At 45.6% G+C, this 16132-nt stretch carries 17 protein-coding genes; 3 read left to right on the plus strand and 14 right to left on the minus strand.

Going from position 1 to position 16132, the window contains the following annotated elements; translation table 11 throughout:
* The first annotated feature begins 89 nt into the window (after nt 1-89).
* Nucleotides 90-1994 carry an OPT family oligopeptide transporter gene (locus E3D00_RS00925; RefSeq protein ID WP_141459117.1) on the plus strand — a complete coding sequence of 635 codons (1905 nt, stop codon included), beginning with the start codon at nt 90-92 and terminating at the stop codon, nt 1992-1994.
* Here the strand turns inward: E3D00_RS00925 and E3D00_RS00930 are convergent, their stop codons facing one another.
* A complete protein-coding gene (locus E3D00_RS00930; protein ID WP_141459119.1) occupies nt 1995-2603 on the minus strand; it encodes a hypothetical protein in 609 nt (202 codons plus the stop codon).
* A gap of 421 nt (nt 2604-3024) precedes the next feature.
* Nucleotides 3025-3618 (minus strand): DUF4142 domain-containing protein, encoded by a 594-nt coding sequence (locus E3D00_RS00935; protein WP_246091453.1) that lies wholly within the window; start codon nt 3616-3618, stop codon nt 3025-3027.
* A gap of 110 nt (nt 3619-3728) precedes the next feature.
* On the opposite strand from E3D00_RS00935, the gene E3D00_RS00940 reads away from it, so the two are divergent.
* Nucleotides 3729-4154, plus strand: a complete 426-nt coding sequence (locus E3D00_RS00940; protein WP_141459124.1) for a DUF423 domain-containing protein — start codon at nt 3729-3731, stop codon at nt 4152-4154.
* Nucleotides 4155-4157: 3 nt separating this feature from the next.
* Here E3D00_RS00940 and E3D00_RS00945 read toward each other — a convergent pair whose 3' ends face one another.
* On the minus strand, nt 4158-4457 hold the full coding sequence (locus E3D00_RS00945) for an NRT1/PTR family MFS transporter (RefSeq protein ID WP_141459126.1): 300 nt from the start codon (nt 4455-4457) through the stop codon (nt 4158-4160).
* Nucleotides 4458-4515: 58 nt separating this feature from the next.
* Here E3D00_RS00945 and E3D00_RS00950 point away from each other — a divergent pair, with 58 nt between their 5' ends.
* Nucleotides 4516-5025: a thioredoxin family protein gene (locus tag E3D00_RS00950; protein WP_141459128.1), complete on the plus strand. Its 510-nt coding sequence runs from the start codon at nt 4516-4518 to the stop codon at nt 5023-5025.
* 5 nt (nt 5026-5030) lie between these two features.
* On the opposite strand, the gene E3D00_RS00955 is transcribed toward E3D00_RS00950, so the two are convergent.
* From E3D00_RS00955 to ffh, 11 genes are all read right to left on the minus strand, one after another.
* Nucleotides 5031-6734 (minus strand): M3 family oligoendopeptidase, encoded by a 1704-nt coding sequence (locus tag E3D00_RS00955; RefSeq protein WP_141459130.1) that lies wholly within the window; start codon nt 6732-6734, stop codon nt 5031-5033.
* Between the two features lie 42 nt (nt 6735-6776).
* Nucleotides 6777-7988: a pyridoxal phosphate-dependent aminotransferase gene (locus E3D00_RS00960; protein ID WP_141459132.1), complete on the minus strand. Its 1212-nt coding sequence runs from the start codon at nt 7986-7988 to the stop codon at nt 6777-6779.
* Nucleotides 7985-9187 carry a pyridoxal phosphate-dependent aminotransferase gene (locus tag E3D00_RS00965; RefSeq protein WP_141459134.1) on the minus strand — a complete coding sequence of 401 codons (1203 nt, stop codon included), beginning with the start codon at nt 9185-9187 and terminating at the stop codon, nt 7985-7987. Before E3D00_RS00965 ends, E3D00_RS00960 begins: the two co-directional genes overlap by 4 nt.
* Before the next feature lie 184 nt (nt 9188-9371).
* The gene (gene leuB / locus E3D00_RS00970) at nt 9372-10484 is read right to left on the minus strand and encodes a 3-isopropylmalate dehydrogenase (RefSeq protein WP_141459136.1); all 1113 of its coding nucleotides are present in this window, start codon (nt 10482-10484) and stop codon (nt 9372-9374) included.
* The gene (leuD, locus tag E3D00_RS00975) at nt 10481-11107 is read right to left on the minus strand and encodes a 3-isopropylmalate dehydratase small subunit (RefSeq protein WP_141459138.1); all 627 of its coding nucleotides are present in this window, start codon (nt 11105-11107) and stop codon (nt 10481-10483) included. The genes leuB and leuD overlap by 4 nt, the downstream gene beginning before the upstream one ends.
* Entirely contained in the window at nt 11107-12534 is a 1428-nt protein-coding gene (leuC, locus tag E3D00_RS00980) for a 3-isopropylmalate dehydratase large subunit (protein WP_141459140.1), read from the minus strand. Before leuC ends, leuD begins: the two co-directional genes overlap by 1 nt.
* Nucleotides 12535-12555: 21 nt before the next feature.
* Nucleotides 12556-12948, minus strand: a complete 393-nt coding sequence (gene rplS / locus E3D00_RS00985; RefSeq protein WP_141459142.1) for a 50S ribosomal protein L19 — start codon at nt 12946-12948, stop codon at nt 12556-12558.
* A gap of 24 nt (nt 12949-12972) precedes the next feature.
* A complete protein-coding gene (gene trmD / locus E3D00_RS00990) occupies nt 12973-13677 on the minus strand; it encodes a tRNA (guanosine(37)-N1)-methyltransferase TrmD (RefSeq protein WP_141459144.1) in 705 nt (234 codons plus the stop codon).
* Nucleotides 13674-14216, minus strand: coding sequence for a ribosome maturation factor RimM (gene rimM / locus E3D00_RS00995; protein ID WP_141459146.1), 543 nt, complete (start codon nt 14214-14216; stop codon nt 13674-13676). Before rimM ends, trmD begins: the two co-directional genes overlap by 4 nt.
* A 36-nt stretch (nt 14217-14252) precedes the next feature.
* Nucleotides 14253-14603, minus strand: a complete 351-nt coding sequence (rpsP, locus tag E3D00_RS01000; RefSeq protein WP_141459148.1) for a 30S ribosomal protein S16 — start codon at nt 14601-14603, stop codon at nt 14253-14255.
* Between the two features lie 39 nt (nt 14604-14642).
* Nucleotides 14643-16067 carry a signal recognition particle protein gene (gene ffh, locus E3D00_RS01005; RefSeq protein WP_141459150.1) on the minus strand — a complete coding sequence of 475 codons (1425 nt, stop codon included), beginning with the start codon at nt 16065-16067 and terminating at the stop codon, nt 14643-14645.
* Between the last annotated feature and the right edge of the window lie 65 nt (nt 16068-16132).

The raw sequence follows: 16132 nt of genomic DNA on the forward strand, positions 1-16132 counted from the left end.
TCCATCCCTTTTCTTTTTTCTCAAAAGCTTGTCGCAACCTGAGCTTTATCATAATGATAAAGAAACAAAATATTAGGATGCCTCTATCAATGAATATCTTGGATCACCGAGAACTCACTCTCAGAGGAATTATCTTAGGGGCGTTCATCACCGTTATTTTTACCGCTGCAAATGTTTATCTGGGCCTTAAAATAGGTCTGACATTTGGATCTTCCATTCCAGCTGCTATTATTTCTATGGCCACTCTAAGAATGCTGGGTGGTGGTACAATTCTAGAAAATAATATGGTGCAGACCCAGGCCTCAGCAGCAGGAACACTCTCCTGTGTTTTTGCGGCTCTACCAGGCCTTATCATGGTCGGATATTGGCACGAATTCCCTTACATTACATGCCTTCTACTCACTCTTGCAGGTGGAATGACAGGGGTTATTTTTACCATCCCTTTGAGGCGGGCTTTGGTAACCCATTCAAAACTTCCTTATCCAGAAGGCACGGCTTGTGCTGAAATTTTACGTGCCTCATCCCCTGAAGGAGATTCAGAAAGCTTACGCTCTCTTACGAAAGGAAGTGTTGTCGCAGCCGTTGTGAGTTTTGCTACAACAGGGTTACAAATATTTTCAGACGGTTTTAGTGCAGCAACAACCCTTGGCTCTTCTGCTTTTCGTATCAGCGGGAGCTTCTCCCTTGCTCTTTTAGGGACTGGATACCTCATTGGCATCGGCGGCGGGATAGCCATGTTCCTTGGGGTCTTGATCGCATGGGGCGGAATGGTCCCTCTGCTCGGGCATTTTAATCCCTCGGTCGATCCTATTACTCAATCTACCTTATTATGGCGCAATAAGGTCCGGTTTATTGGAGCTGGAACAATCGCTGTTGCGGCTGTTTGGACACTGATTTCACTTGCTTCACCCGTTCTAAGAGGTTTGAAGGAAGCGTTTTCACAACACGTGCAAAAACTTCAAAACGAAACAGATAAAGATCTCTCCCCAAAAGCTTTAATTCTTCTTAGTACTCTTCTTGCGCTGATCTTAGCTGGCCTGTTTGCACAATTTTTAATTCCCCATTTCCATAGTCATACCACTATAACCACTCTCGTTTTCCTTGGTCTCATCTGCTGCTTTGGCCTCGGCTTCCTTGTGGCAAGCGCCTGCGGATATATGGCTGGAATTATAGGTTCGTCTTCTTCCCCCATTTCGGGAATTGGCATTATTGCTATTATTGTTATCTCTGTGGCTCTGGCGGGTATTGAGGCTTTAGGCATTATCCCTCTTGATCAGAAACCAACAATAATCGCTTTTGGCCTTTTTGTACTTTCCGCCATTACAGCATCTGCCGCTGTATCTAATGATAATTTGCAAGACCTCAAAACAGGACAGCTCGTTGGAGCAACTCCTTGGAAACAAGAAGTTGCTCTACTTATCGGTTGCATTATTGGTGCCCTTGTTATTCCTTGGGTCTTGCAAGTGCTTTACCAAGCATATGGCTTCGTCGGCGCTATGCCTCATGCAGGTATGCACCCGGAACATGCTCTTGCCGCGCCTCAGCCAGCTTTAATGGCTGCTATCGCTTCTGGTATTCTTTCTCACAACCTTGATTGGTCCATGCTTGAAATTGGGGCTTGCTTGGGATGCGTCTTGATTGGGGCTGATTTTCTACTCAATCGAAAAAGTTTAGCTCTCCCCCCTCTCGCCGTTGGAATGGGGATTTATCTTCCACCAGAAACGTCTATTACCATTGCTTGTGGCGCTGCCGTAAGCTGGTTACTCCGTGCTCACTCCAAGGAGCAAGGAACCATGATTGCTTCAGGTTTTATTGTTGGAGAAAGCCTTATTGGGGTTGCCATTGCCCTTTTAGCTGGCACAACAGGTAATACTGACACCTTAGCCTTGCCCATCACACCATTCATACGAAACAGTCTTGGATGGGTTACATTTCTTGGCATTTTAATATGGTTTGGACGACAAATTCGTCGCCCAAAGGTCCAACCTAACTAATTAGGATTTGACCCACCATTGAACGGGTTCTGGCTCATCACCTGACGTCTGAACATCAGAATGATTATTGTGTTGAGCCTCATGAACCTGCGTATTAACCACATCCGGCTGAACCTTACGTGGGCGCCCAACAGGACGAGGAGAACGGCGTGCAGCCACAGCAGCTTCCTCTTTCGCCTTGTGCAATTGTGTCTTTAGAGACTGTATTTGCTCTTGATAATCACGCAAATGCTTGCTGGCTTCACTTAGCTGAATTTTTGCATGCGCTTCACGCGTTTCAAAAGCTTTTACTTGTGTCCGTAGTTCAGTAAGTTCACGCTGGCTTTCTTCCCACCGGCGTTGCTCACGCTTTACAGATAAACGAAGACGTTCGATTTCTTCTTGATCTTCTTGATTCTGATTATTGTTCCGTTGTATGAAACTCCGGCTCGCCTGATGCTCCACAACAACTTGACCATCTCTTACAAACCGACGTCGACGCTCTGTTGTAGGTGTTGTTACAGGGCGAGATTGCTGTGGGCGAGAAGATGATGACGAAGAAGATCCTGTTCCCAATCGCGCCAAAGCTTCTCGCAGTTTATCTTCACTAACCTGCTGTTCGTCGTGCATTCTTTGTTTTTTCTACCAAATATGAATTATAATGTTCCCCAACCAAAAGGGCCTTCGTGTGACTAAATACTCAAAGTTTAAATACCATCTTCAAATATGAAGCGTCGGCACATCCTGATTGGAGTGATATTGTTAATAGCATCGAGACTCTAAAAATATAATACCCGATGTAATTAACAATGGGTACATAACAAGTTATTCTTTATTTGTCATCAGATTTTATTTTAATTATCATATAATTCTTCTATTCCACTCTATTCAGAATAATTACAAAACATGTCTTTACCTTTTTGGGAATAAATCCTCCAAAACAGAAGATCATTTTAAATTATTTAAATATATTATAATTCTCTAGGAGATAAAATTAATCCCTAGAAAATTATAATAAAGTTTCTATTCCGAATATTTATAATTTACTCACTTAGTAATAGCGATTCATATGCCGACGATGTCTTGTTCTAACAATATGAGACCCACTAATATTTTCTGCTCGATCAGAATGATCTTGCAGCATCTTTAAAGTATCAGATGCTAGAGCTTTAATACTTGGAGATCCACCTGATTTAGCTTCAGTCTGTAATGTCTTTTGTAAACTTGGTGTATTAACTTCTATCACATCCAGTAGAAACAGACGATCAAATGAGTTCTTATAGAGACTTTTAAACGAATTAATGTGCTTCTCATCAGCCGCAGTTAGTTTACTTGATTGTGTTAAGTTACCATCGGATAAAATCTTAGAAACTGCTTTTTGTCCATTCGTATAATCACCCACAACCGTATGTGCAAAAGCTTTCACAACATCACTATTACTATGCGTTTCAGCTAAACTGGCTATTTTTATTTCTTTCTGATTTAACGCATCCATCTGCTGCAAAAAGACAGCATCCGCCGTAGAAAGTTTATATGTTTTAGCGGCGGATGGCAGTGGAGGCGCCGGAGGAGCATCTGGAACACCACATGCTGTCAACCCAGACAAGAATACAACTGACGCAAAAAGAGATAAGTAGGACGTCATTCTCATAGCAAGATACCTTTATAATTACTCATCATCACACTATTGGTCTTTTAAATATTAACAAGTTCAAGTCTCTTAAAGTTTTAACACATTAAGGATATATTCAAGAAATGTCTTCTCTTTCATCACACGAAACACCACCAGTCCTTCGTTTGGGCTTTATTATAGGCGCATTATACGGAGCCTCTGGTGTTATCCTTGGTGCGCTGGCATCACACTTACCAGAAAATGCTTTTGCTGTTGCAAACGGGCGGAACATTCTACATACCGCAGTCGAAATGATGATGTGGCATGCTATAATTCTCTGCTCTTTATCCCTGAAGCCACGCCTGTTAAATCAAACAATCCTTAAATACACGGTGTCCTGTTTCTGTATAGGAATAACGCTTTTTTGCTTTCCTGTTATATCTTTTGCACTTTGGGATCTTAAAATTTCTGTCTTCTCCATCGCTCGCGTTGCCCCTTATGGTGGCAGTTTGTTAATTCTAGCATGGCTTTTAACGGCCTTTTCTGCTTTAAAAAAAGACCAGCATTAACAATTACATCTGTTTTTTTCGACGCAATGGCTTCAACGCCAACAAGAAAAGACTTTGTATAAGCAATGCTACAAAAAAGCAGAAAATAATAATCGAAATCAAAATGAGCTGCTCTCGCCCTAACGCAGAATCAATGTGAAATACACCGTATAGTTTTTGCCAAAAGCTTGTGCCTGCAATATTCTGCACGACATGCACAGCTGGCCCCCAAAAACGGAATATAGACGCAATCACCAATGTAAGGCCGACAAGCCCTACGGTTCTCAACAATGTCTCAATAATACTTACTTCTCTGTCTGCCACGTTACCTCCTTTACCTCACCATCTTTCCTTTTATGGCCCATCCACGAAAGCTTATTCGATGCGTATTGTTTATAAAATCCTTAGCCTAACTAGTCTCTTCATACCTTTATCCTCGCCTTCCTATAGTCATACTATAGCACCCCCAACATTACGCGAACAATCTGCTCCTTTTGTTGCCACTCCCTATCCATCCGCTAACCTTGCCCACACACAAGTGCAACAAGCCTTTGTGCTGGCAGCAAAAACACACCGAAACGTTCTGCTGGATTTTGGTGGAAACTGGTGCCCAGACTGCAAAATGCTTGCCGGAGTTTTTGAACTTCCCGATGCAAAAAAGTGGCTCGATCAGAATTTTGTTCTTGTCCCCATAAATGTAGAAAAATTTAATACAAACTTGGACATCCCTCAAAAATACAATGTCAGCATCACAGCCGTCCCAACCGTTCTGATCATCACTCCCAACGGCCATCTTCTTAACCAAAATGATGCAGAAACTTTAGGAAATGCCCGTGCAATGTCACCCCAAGCGGTCATTAACTTAATTGCTGAATGGGATAACCGGCAATAAGCCCCCTATTTAGATAAGGGCGCTAAATTCAGTTCTTGATCAGCGACATCAAGTGCTTCCATCAAAGCCTCTTCTTCAAACGGAGAGATTAAGCCCGCGTCTTTTACAAGCTCAGAGAAAGGCTTACTCCCTCCTTCTGCACAAAGCTGACGATATCGCTCAAACGCTTCACTCATATCCACCCGTGATTGCAACCAAAATTGCAAAGCACAACACTGAGCCAAGGCATAGTCGATATAATAAAACGGCAAACGATAAATATGCAGTTGTGCCTGCCACCGGGCACCTTTGGATGGATAAGCCAAATCCCCCCAATCACGCCAGGGCATATACATTTTTTCAAGCCGCGCCCACGTCTGATGTCGCTCTTGTGCTGTCATTTCTGGATGCGCATAGACCTCATGTTGAAAATGATCAACACAGGCCCCGTAAGGAAAAAAGGCCAAAGAATCAATTAAATGCATCTGCCGGTAACGTTCACCAGCATCTTTTTCTATCAGCAAATCAATTTGAGGCCATGTTAAAAACTCCAAAGACATGGAGTGGATTTCCGCTGATTCCATCGTTGGCCACAATTGATCAATCCACGTCAAATCCCTGCTCTTCCAATTTTGGAAAGCATGCCCCATTTCATGGGTAAACACCCCAATATCATTATGAGTGCCATTAAAGTTTGCAAAAATATAAGGAGAACCGACCGTAGGAAAAGACGTACAAAAACCGCCTCCTGCCTTCCCTTCTCTATTTTGCAGATCCAGATACCCTAAATCACGCATCTGAATATAAAAATCGGAAAGCTCCTTTTCTGGATCAAGCGCTTTGAACATATCTTCCGCACTTTTCACTAGAAAATCATGGTCTCCCCCAGGAGCTGGATTGCCCTTAGGGTCAATCAAATCTTCATCCCAAGCCCTGACCTTATCCCACCCCATTCTCAGGCGACGTTGCTCCAACAAAGCCGCAATAAAAGGCGTTACAGATTTCAAAATACGCTCTCGAAAAGAAGCAACTTTTTTCGGACCATAATCCGTTCGCCTCATACGGCGATAACCCAGTTCTATATAATTTTCAAAACCAAGCGTTTGAGCCATTCGATCACGCAAGGTAACCAGTTGGGCATAAATATAATCTAATTTTTCGCCATTCTCTTCAAAGAAAGCCCACCGTGCCCGTGCTGCTGCATGACGAACATCTCGATCAAGGCTTTGCAAGTAAGGAACCAAGCCAGAAAGGTTTAACGTTTTTCCATCAAACTCAATCTGTGCTGAAGCCAATAACGCCGTATACTCCGCCGTTAAGCGTGATTCTTCTTCAATATCCTGAGCAATACGCGCGTCAAATGTTGTAACGTCAGCTTCCCAGAGCTTAACAACATGCGGCGTTAAAATACGCTCCAATCCACTCCGATCGGCATCACTTAATAAACGTTTCTTTGTTTTTATTTCATAATCCAACGCAATGGGCGTTAATTTATCAGCATATTCTTGATCTGCCTTGGCTTGTTCGTCCTGCGTATTCCGAGAAAACTGTAAATGAACATAAGACGACCAAGATTCATATTCCCGGCGCACCTGATCAAACGCCTTTAATCCCTCTTCACGCTGGCCCTGATCAAGTAAATCCTCAATCAGAGCATAACGCGTTTGAAGGCACTTTTCATCTGGTCGAGAAAAGGAAAGGTCTGAAAACGAAGGAATAGCATTTGTCATAACCTTAATTGTGACAAATGCTATTCCTTCCGTCTACCTTCCTTACGCAGATCGCAATTCTTTTACAAAATGTGCAAGACGTCTGCTTGCTTCCTCAAGCTGCTCATCTGACGCGGCACACGATAAACGCAAATAAGGGCTCAAACCAAAAGCCGAACCCGGAACCGTTGCCACATGAGCTTCTTCTAAGAGCGCTTCAGCAAAAGCAATATCCGTATCCAATACACGCCCTTGAGGCGTTTTTTTGCCCATTAATGCGGCAATTCCAGGATAAACATAAAAAGCCCCCTCTGGCGTAGCACACGTCACCCCGGGGATATCTTTTAAAAACTCGATCATTTTGTCACGGCGTTTTTGATAGGTTTCACGCATCATTTGAATGCGCTCCATCCCACCATCAAGCGCCGCAACAGAACCAGCCTGTGCCAAGGTACAAATACCTGAAGTTGCATTCCCCTGCACAGAGATCATCGCTTTAATTAATGGAGCAGGCCCACACGCAAAGCCAACACGCCATCCTGTCATCGCATAGGCTTTGGCCATCCCATTGATGATAAGAATACGATCGGCCAAATCAGGCGCTACTTCCAAAAGCGATAAATGTTTCTTTCCATCAAATGTCAGATGCTCATAAATCTCATCAGACATCACCATGACATGAGGTGCAGCTCTTAAAACATCTGCAATTGCCTCCAGATCACGTCGCTCTAAAATAGCACCTGTCGGATTGTTAGGAAAATTCAAAACAAGCCAGCGTGTTTTTGGTGTAATCGCTGCTCGAAACGCATCTGGATCTGGCCGAAAGCCATCCTCTTCCCGCGTCGGAACTTCGATCGCTTTTGCTCCAAACATTTGAGCAATTAATGGATAACTTACCCAATAAGGCGCAGGAACAATAACCTCATCTTCGGGATCTAACGTTGCCATAAAGGCATTGAAAATAACCTGCTTTCCGCCATTCGCGACCATAATACGTTCAGGCGTTGCATCAATGTTATTATCACGCTTGAACTTACGAATAATCGCATCAATTAAAGGCTTTTGCCCCGCAATCGGTGGGTATCCCGTATTTCCTTCCAAACCGGCTTGATAAGCGGCTTCAACAGCCTCTTGCGGAGAAGAAAAATCAGGCTGCCCTAACGCCAAAGAAATAACGTCTACACCTGTGGAGCGTAACTCACGGGCTCGAGCGGCCATTGCAATGGTGGCGGGTGGAGGTAATGTTGCCAAGCGCGATGCGACACGAAAGCTCATGATAGCCCCTGACAGAAATGCTGAATACGCGAGCATGCTTCCTTCAAAAGCTCTGTACTCGTTGCGTAAGACACACGAAAGAAACCTGGGGTTAAAAACGCACTACCATGCACCGCAGCCACGCCGGTTTCTTCCAACAAAGCTGTTACAAATGTTTCATCATCTTTAATAACAGTTCCACCCCGGCTTGTTTTTCCCAAAATCTTCTCAACCGATGGGAAGACATAAAAAGCCCCTTCAGGAACCAAACAACTCAACCCCGGTGCATCATTCAACATCGACACAACCAAATCTCGGCGTTCTTGATAGACCTTTACCATTTCATCAATAAAGCCTTGAGGCCCGGAAACAGCTTCTTTTGCCGCGGCTTGTGCAATCGAACAAGCATTGCTTGTGCTCTGTCCCTGCAACTTAATAAGCTGGCGCGTTAACTCCACAGGAGCCGCTGAAAAACCAATTCGCCACCCTGTCATGGCATACGCTTTGGAAATACCATTCATCGTTACAGTGCGAGAACGCAACTTTGGCTCAACTTGAACAACCGTCTTGGCTACCTCACCGTCATAAATCAGCTTGGCGTACATATCATCTGTCAAAATCCATACTTGAGGATGTTCTAATAAAACATCTGTCAATGCTTTAAGATGATCTTCCCCATAAACAGCGCCAGTTGGATTACAGGGCGAGTTTAATACCAACCACTTCGTTTTAGGTGTAATTGCAGCTCGGAGCTGTTCAGGCGTTAATCTAAAACCATTTTCAGCCGCAGTTTGCACGACAACTGGTTTTCCATCCGCTAAAGAAACGATATCTGGATAGGACACCCACGCAGGTGCAGGAATAATCACCTCATCCCCTGCATTAAGAGTAGAAACCATCACATTATAAATAACTTGCTTACCGCCCGTTGAAACACAGATTTCCTCAGCGCGATAATCCAGATCAAAATCTGTGTTTAACCGTGCTGCAACCGCTTCACGCAAAGGCATTGTTCCCGCAACATCGGTATATTTTGTCTCGCCTCTATGAATGGCGTCAATTGCCGCTTTTTTTATAAAATCCGGAGTATCAAAATCAGGCTCTCCAGCAGAAAGGCTAATAATATCACGCCCTTCTGCTTTTAACGCTCTTGCCTTTTGCGTAATCGCAATTGTCTGGCTGGGAAGAATACGATTCAGACGGTCTGCAATAAAAGACATAGTCGCTTCCTGATGGAATCAAAAAATCCGGGCTAATATTCTAGCCGCGTCTAACATATTTTGCGTACCATACAACGATAAATAAATTGCAGAAGATACTTTCTAGAAACGTCTTAAAATAAAAAAACCATTAGCCCTCGTTCTCATCTTTACACGAAGGCTAATGGTTTAGAAAAAATTACTCTTATGACGAAAGTTTTTCCATTTCCCGCAGAACAGATTGACCCATCATTTCTGTTCCAACGCGAGCCATTCCGTCTGACATAATATCCGCTGTTCTCAATCCACTAGTTAGAACGTTAGATACAGCTTTTTCAATCAGCTCCGCATCTTCTGAGCGATTTAAAGAATAACGCAATAACATCGCGAAAGACAAAATCTGCGCAAGAGGGTTCGCTATTCCCTTACCAGCAATATCTGGCGCGCTCCCGTGAATAGGCTCATACAAAGCATTCCGCTTACCATCGGCACGTTCCACACCTAATGTAGCAGATGGCAGCATACCTAAAGAACCTGTCAGCATAGAAGCCAAATCAGACAACAAATCGCCAAACAAATTGCCTGTCACGATCACATCAAACTGTTTAGGATCACGGACGAGTTGCATCGCACAATTATCGGCAAGCATATGCGTAAGCTGCACATCCGCATAGTCACGCTTGTGCAAATCTGTAATGACCTCTTTCCACAAAAGGCCACTTTCCATCACATTGCTTTTTTCAACCGAGCAAACGCGGTTATCACGCTTACGCGCCAAATCAAAAGCAACACGTGCCACACGTTCAATCTCAGAGGTTGTGTAAACTTCTGTATTAATTCCCTTTTTAGAACCATCCGGTAAAGTTTCTATTCCGCGCGGCTCACCAAAATAAATACCACCAACCGTTTCCCGAACGATCATGATATCCAAACCACGAACAACTTCAGGTTTTAATGCTGATGCATCCAATAATGCATCAAACAACTGAGCTGGACGCAAATTAGCGAAGAGCTCCAACTCTTTACGCAGCTTCAAAATAGCCACTTCCGGCCGTTTATCGAAAGCAACATGGCTCCACGCGGGATCTCCTACCGAGCCAAAGAAAACTGCGTCGGACTGTTTGGCCAATTCAATTACTTCATCACGAATGGGCACGCCATGGACGGCAAGAGAAGATGCACCAACCAACTCCTCCTTAATCTCTAGCTTTAATCCTCGGTGCGCACTCAGCCACTGAACGATACGCGCCACTTCACGCATCACTTCAGGACCAATACCATCTCCAGCAAGAACTAGAATTTTGTGAGCATCACTCATTTTACGGCCCCTACTGCAATCGATGGAACCCAAGCCCGACGCGGCTGGTGTTCATACTCACTAATCTCAGAATCATGGGCGAGTGTTTGCCCAATATCGTCTAACCCTTCCAGCAAAAGATGCTTACGGAAAGGATCAATATCAAACGACAATGTTTCTCCATCAGGACGAACAATGACTTGTTTTTCCAAATTCACCGTCAAACGAGCATTCGCCCCGTTTCGAGCATCCTTCATTAAGGTGTCGCACACGTCCCGTGGTAACCGAATTGGTAAAATACCATTTTTAAAGCAGTTATTATAAAAAATATCTGCGAAACTTGGTGCAATAACACACCGAATACCAAAATCCAGAAGTGCCCACGGCGCATGCTCACGCGAAGAACCGCACCCTAAATTATCATAGGTAATTAAAATTTCCGCATGTCGGTATGGTTCTTGATTTAATACAAAATCAGGACGCTCTTTGCCATTTTCATCATACCGCTGAGCCGCAAAAGCGTTTTTACCGAGACCTGTACGCTGAATGGTTTTTAGAAACCGAGCCGGAATAATTTGATCCGTATCGATGTTTTCATTCGGCATTGGCGCAGCAATGGCCGTCAATTCTGTAAACTTCTCCATTAGACGGTTTCCTTCACCAACTCACGTACATCACACAATTGCCCCATAATCGCAGCAGCTGCTGCCATCGATGGAGAGCATAAATGCGTACGCCCATCAGGGCCTTGACGTCCTTCAAAATTTCGATTGGATGTCGAAGCACTCCGTTGTCCCGGCTTCAAGCGGTCAGGGTTCATTCCAAGACACATCGAGCACCCAGCTTCACGCCACTCAAAGCCTGCATCTTGGAAAATTTTATCCAGTCCCTCTTCTTCTGCTGCTTTTTTAACCAGTCCTGAACCAGGGACCACCATGGCGCGCACACCGGACGCTACGCGTCGTCCTTGAATTACGTTTGCCGCAGCTCTTAAATCTTCTAAGCGGCTATTTGTGCATGAGCCTATAAACACAACATCAATAGGCGTTCCAGCAATTTTCTGCCCGGCTTCCAGCCCCATATAATCCAACGCACGTTGAACCTGAGCCGCATGAGCAGGATCTTCAAAATCAGAAGGAGATGGAACCCTACCATCAATCGATAATACATCCTGAGGGCTTGTCCCCCATGTAACAGAAGGCACAATATCTTCTGCGCGCAACGTTACTTCCGTATCAAATACTGCACCTTCATCAGATGCTAAGGTGCGCCAGTAAGCACATGCCTGTTCGAATGCCTCATCTTTAGGCGCAAAAGGGCGACCCTTTACATAAGCGAAGGTCTTCTCATCTGGTGCAACCAAACCCGCTTTTGCTCCAGCTTCAATAGACATGTTACATAACGTCATTCGGCCAGCCATATCCAAATCCCGGATTGCCGAGCCTGCAAATTCAATAACATGCCCTGTGCCACCAGCGGTTCCCACCTTACCAATGATGGACAGCATAATGTCTTTAGCCGTAACCCCGGGGCCGGTCTTGCCTTCCACCGTCACGCGCATATTTTTAGCGGGCTTTTGTAAAAGTGTCTGAGTAGCCATAACGTGCTCAACTTCAGACGTACCAATACCGAAAGCTAATGCCCCTAATGCACCATGCGTAGAAGTATGGCTATCTCCACATACGATTGTCATCCCCGGCAAAGAAATACCTTGCTCTGGGCCCACGACATGCACAATGCCTTGGGAGGCTGAACGTAAAGGAAAATAAGGGACGCCAAATTCCGCAACGTTCTTTTCAAGCGTCTCGATCTGAAGGCGACTGTCTGGCTCTTCAATTGGTTTTGAGCGATCGGATGTTGGGACGTTGTGGTCTACAACCGCAACTGTTGCATCTGGACGCCGCAAACGACGTCCAGCCAACCGCAGCCCTTCAAAAGCCTGAGGGCTGGTCACTTCATGGAGGAAGTGACGATCAATATAGAGAATACCCGTTCCATCTTCGAGAGTTTCTACAACATGGTCGTCCCAAATTTTGTCAAACAACGTTTTGGGCGAAGAAGAAACGGACATCTCTATACTCCAGAGTTGTAATTAAGAAGCGGCTTGTTCACCACTCTTTGGAAGATCACGGGGACGCTCTGCAATACGTGCAGACTTACCAGAACGGCCACGCAAGTAATATAATTTCGCACGACGGACTTTACCACGGCGAACAACTTCAATGCTAGCGATTGAAGGTGCATAAAGTGGGAATACACGCTCAACACCTTCACCATTCGAAATTTTACGAACGGTAAAATTGCTGTTTAGTCCCTTGTTGGAACGTGCAATCACAACGCCTTCAAAGTTCTGTACACGTTCACGTGTTCCTTCAACAACGCGAACACCAACACGAACTGTGTCACCAGCGATGAATTCTGGTACAGCGCGAGCGGCGGAAAGACGCTCAATTTCACGAGCTTCATACTGTTGGATAACGTTCATAACCAAACTCCTAAAAACTAAACTTTAATGAACCTGCTGCTGCGTGAGATACGCATCCCATAAATCTGGACGGCGTGCCTTTGTTACAGCGATTGACTGTTCATGACGCCACTGCGCAATGGCTCCATGATGACCGGACAAAAGAACATCGGGTACCTTGCGACCGTCCCATTCTGCCGGCTTAGTATATTGCGGGTACTCAAGTAAGCCATCGGCAAAGCTTTCATCCTGCCCACTCACTTCAGAACCCATAACCCCAGGAAGAAGACGAATACACGCATCCAGAAGCATCAAAGCTGGAATTTCTCCACCTGATAACACAACATCTCCCATGCAAAACTGCTCAATGCTGTGCTTTTCCAAAACCCGTTCGTCTACGCCTTCAAAGCGTCCACAAAGAACAATTACACCTGATCCCGTTGCAAAACGCTCGACGTCTGCGTGGGATAAGCGCCGTCCACGTGGTGTCGGGTAAATAATAGGACGCTCTTCTTTTGCAGGGAGAGCCGATAATGCTGCATCCAGCACATCTGCCCGCATGACCATACCTGCGCCACCACCAAAAGGTGTATCGTCCACCGCACGATGACGCCCTAAGCCATACGTTCTCAAATCATGAGTTTCACAAGCCCAAATACCTTTTTCCAATGCGCGCCCAGCTAAGGAAAACCCTAAAGGACCGGGAAACATATCGGGAAAAAGCGTAAGAAGATCTGCTTGCCAACTCATGAGCGCACCTGCACTTCCCCTTCCAGATCTCCTTCGACCTCAACTTCTACAGGTGGAACAATCGTCACACGACGTTGAGCAAGATCAACATGCGGCACACAAGCTTTTGTAAAAGGAACAATCAACCCACGATCAATCTCAAGGCTGACACCAGCCCCGTAATCATGAACAATTGCAACCTCGCCAAGCACCTCACCTTTTTCAGAAACAGCTGTCATTCCAATCAAGTCAGAATGATAAAATTCATCATCTTCTGTTTCTGGCAAAGATTCCCGCGCAACATATAGTCGACGATTAACCAGCTTTTCTGCAGCTGTACGGTCTGCCAGTGCAACGCCTTGAATATTCTTCAAAATCGCTACGCCCGGTGAAGTCCAGTGGGCTGTCCACTCGTTCCCAAACTCATCATGAAGAACACCCAATTCTTCAACCGAAGCTGAAGAAGCTGTTGCCTCATGAAGATGCACCAACCCACGGACGCCATGAGGACGACCAATGGTTGCAACCAGCACATCACGATCAGGATTAAAACGAGCCACAGTTCAAACGCCCAGAACGCTAAGCAGCACTATGAATTAAGCTGCGTTTTTTGCAGCTTCTGCAGCAGCAGCTGCACGCTCTTGAGCCTTAGCTTTAGGAGCAGATTTCTTAGGCTGATCATGGTAAACAGGCTTAGGAGCCAAACCTGCATTTCCTAGGAAACGTGCAACACGGTCTGTGGCCTGCGCACCATTAGAAAGCCAATACTGAATACGCTCATTTTCTAAACGAATACGATCAGCATGGTCTGAAGGAAGCATTGGGTTGTATGCACCAACCTTCTCAATGAAACGACCGTCACGTGGGCTGCGGCTATCAGCAACAACAATGTGATAATATGGACGCTTTTTCGCACCAGCGCGCGCAAGACGAATTTTTAAGCTCATAAAAACTCCTAAAACAAACTCTACACTAAAAAGGACAGATCAACCGAAAGGAGGACGACCTCCCGGCTTCCCCATTCCTTTCATTAAATCCGCCAAACCTCCGGGACCACCTGCACCACCCATACCACGCATAAGGCCACCAAGACCCATTTTGCTAATGCGTTTCATCATGGTGGACATGTCATCAAACTGCTTGAGCAGACGGTTCACTTCCTGAACTGTTGTTCCTGACCCCGCAGCAATTCTTTTCTTACGGGAGGCTTTGATAATGGCAGGAGTTTTACGCTCCTGCTTGGTCATCGAAGAAATAATTGCCTTGTGACGCTTAAAGATTGACGTATCAATCTCTTTATCACCTAGCATTTCTTTGATTTTCCCCATCCCTGGCAGCATTCCCAAGATGCCAGTAATGGAGCCCATACGGTTTATCTGATCAATCTGAGAGACATAATCATCCAGATCAAACTTCCCCGCGAGCATTTTTTTCGCAACGCGCTCGCCTTCTTCCTGATCAAGCGTTTCAGCCGCTTTTTCAACAAGACCAGCAACGTCACCCAGCCCCAAAATACGTCCTGCGACGCGCTCTGGGTGGAATTCTTCTAAAGCTTCAAGTTTCTCACCTGAGCCCGTCAGCTTGATCGGCGCACCTGTGATTGCCTTCATGGACAGCGCCGCACCACCGCGCGCATCGCCATCCATTCGGCTCATGACGACGCCTGTAATACCAACCGCCTCATTAAAGGACTTCGCCGTATTAACCGCATCCTGACCGGTCATCGCATCGACAACCAAAAGCGTTTCCGCTGGTTGCGTTACTGAGCGGATTTGCCGGACTTCATCCATCAAAGCTTCATCAATGGACAGACGACCCGCCGTATCGAGGATAACGACATCACATCCTTCAACGCGACCGACATCCAAAGCACGACGCGCAATCTCCACAGGAGACTGCCCAGCAATGATCGGCAAAGACGTTACCCGCCCCGTCAGACCATTTACACGCTCTGCCAATTGTTGGAGCTGCAATTGAGCGGCAGGACGCTGAACGTCCAAACTAGCCAGAAGAACCTTCTTTCCTTCACGGGAAGAAAGCCTTAATGCGATTTTACCAGATGTTGTTGTCTTACCAGACCCTTGTAAGCCCACCATCAAGACTGGAACAGGAGGGGCTGCTGAAAGGTTAAGCGGAACAGCGCCAGCGCCGCCCAATGCATCAATCAGTGCATCATTAACAATTTTCGCAACAGCTTGGCCTGGAGAGACACTATCAAGAACTTCATGCCCGACAGCACGTTCACGCACTTTATTAACAAAGTCACGCACGACTGGTAGCGCAACGTCCGCTTCCAGCATCGCGAGCCGGACTTCACGCATTGCTTCCGTAACATCTGCCTCGGAAAGCTTTCCATTCTTGGAAAGGCCTTCCAAAACACCGGACATCTTACCTGATAGTTGATCGAACAACGGGTCACCTTATAGACAACAAAAACACGCCACTGCGCGAGCCTTCGCGAGGTGGCGTGTCCGAA

The sequence above is a fragment of the Swingsia samuiensis genome (assembly GCF_006542355.1).
Classification (GTDB): Bacteria; Pseudomonadota; Alphaproteobacteria; order Acetobacterales; family Acetobacteraceae; genus Gluconobacter; species Gluconobacter samuiensis.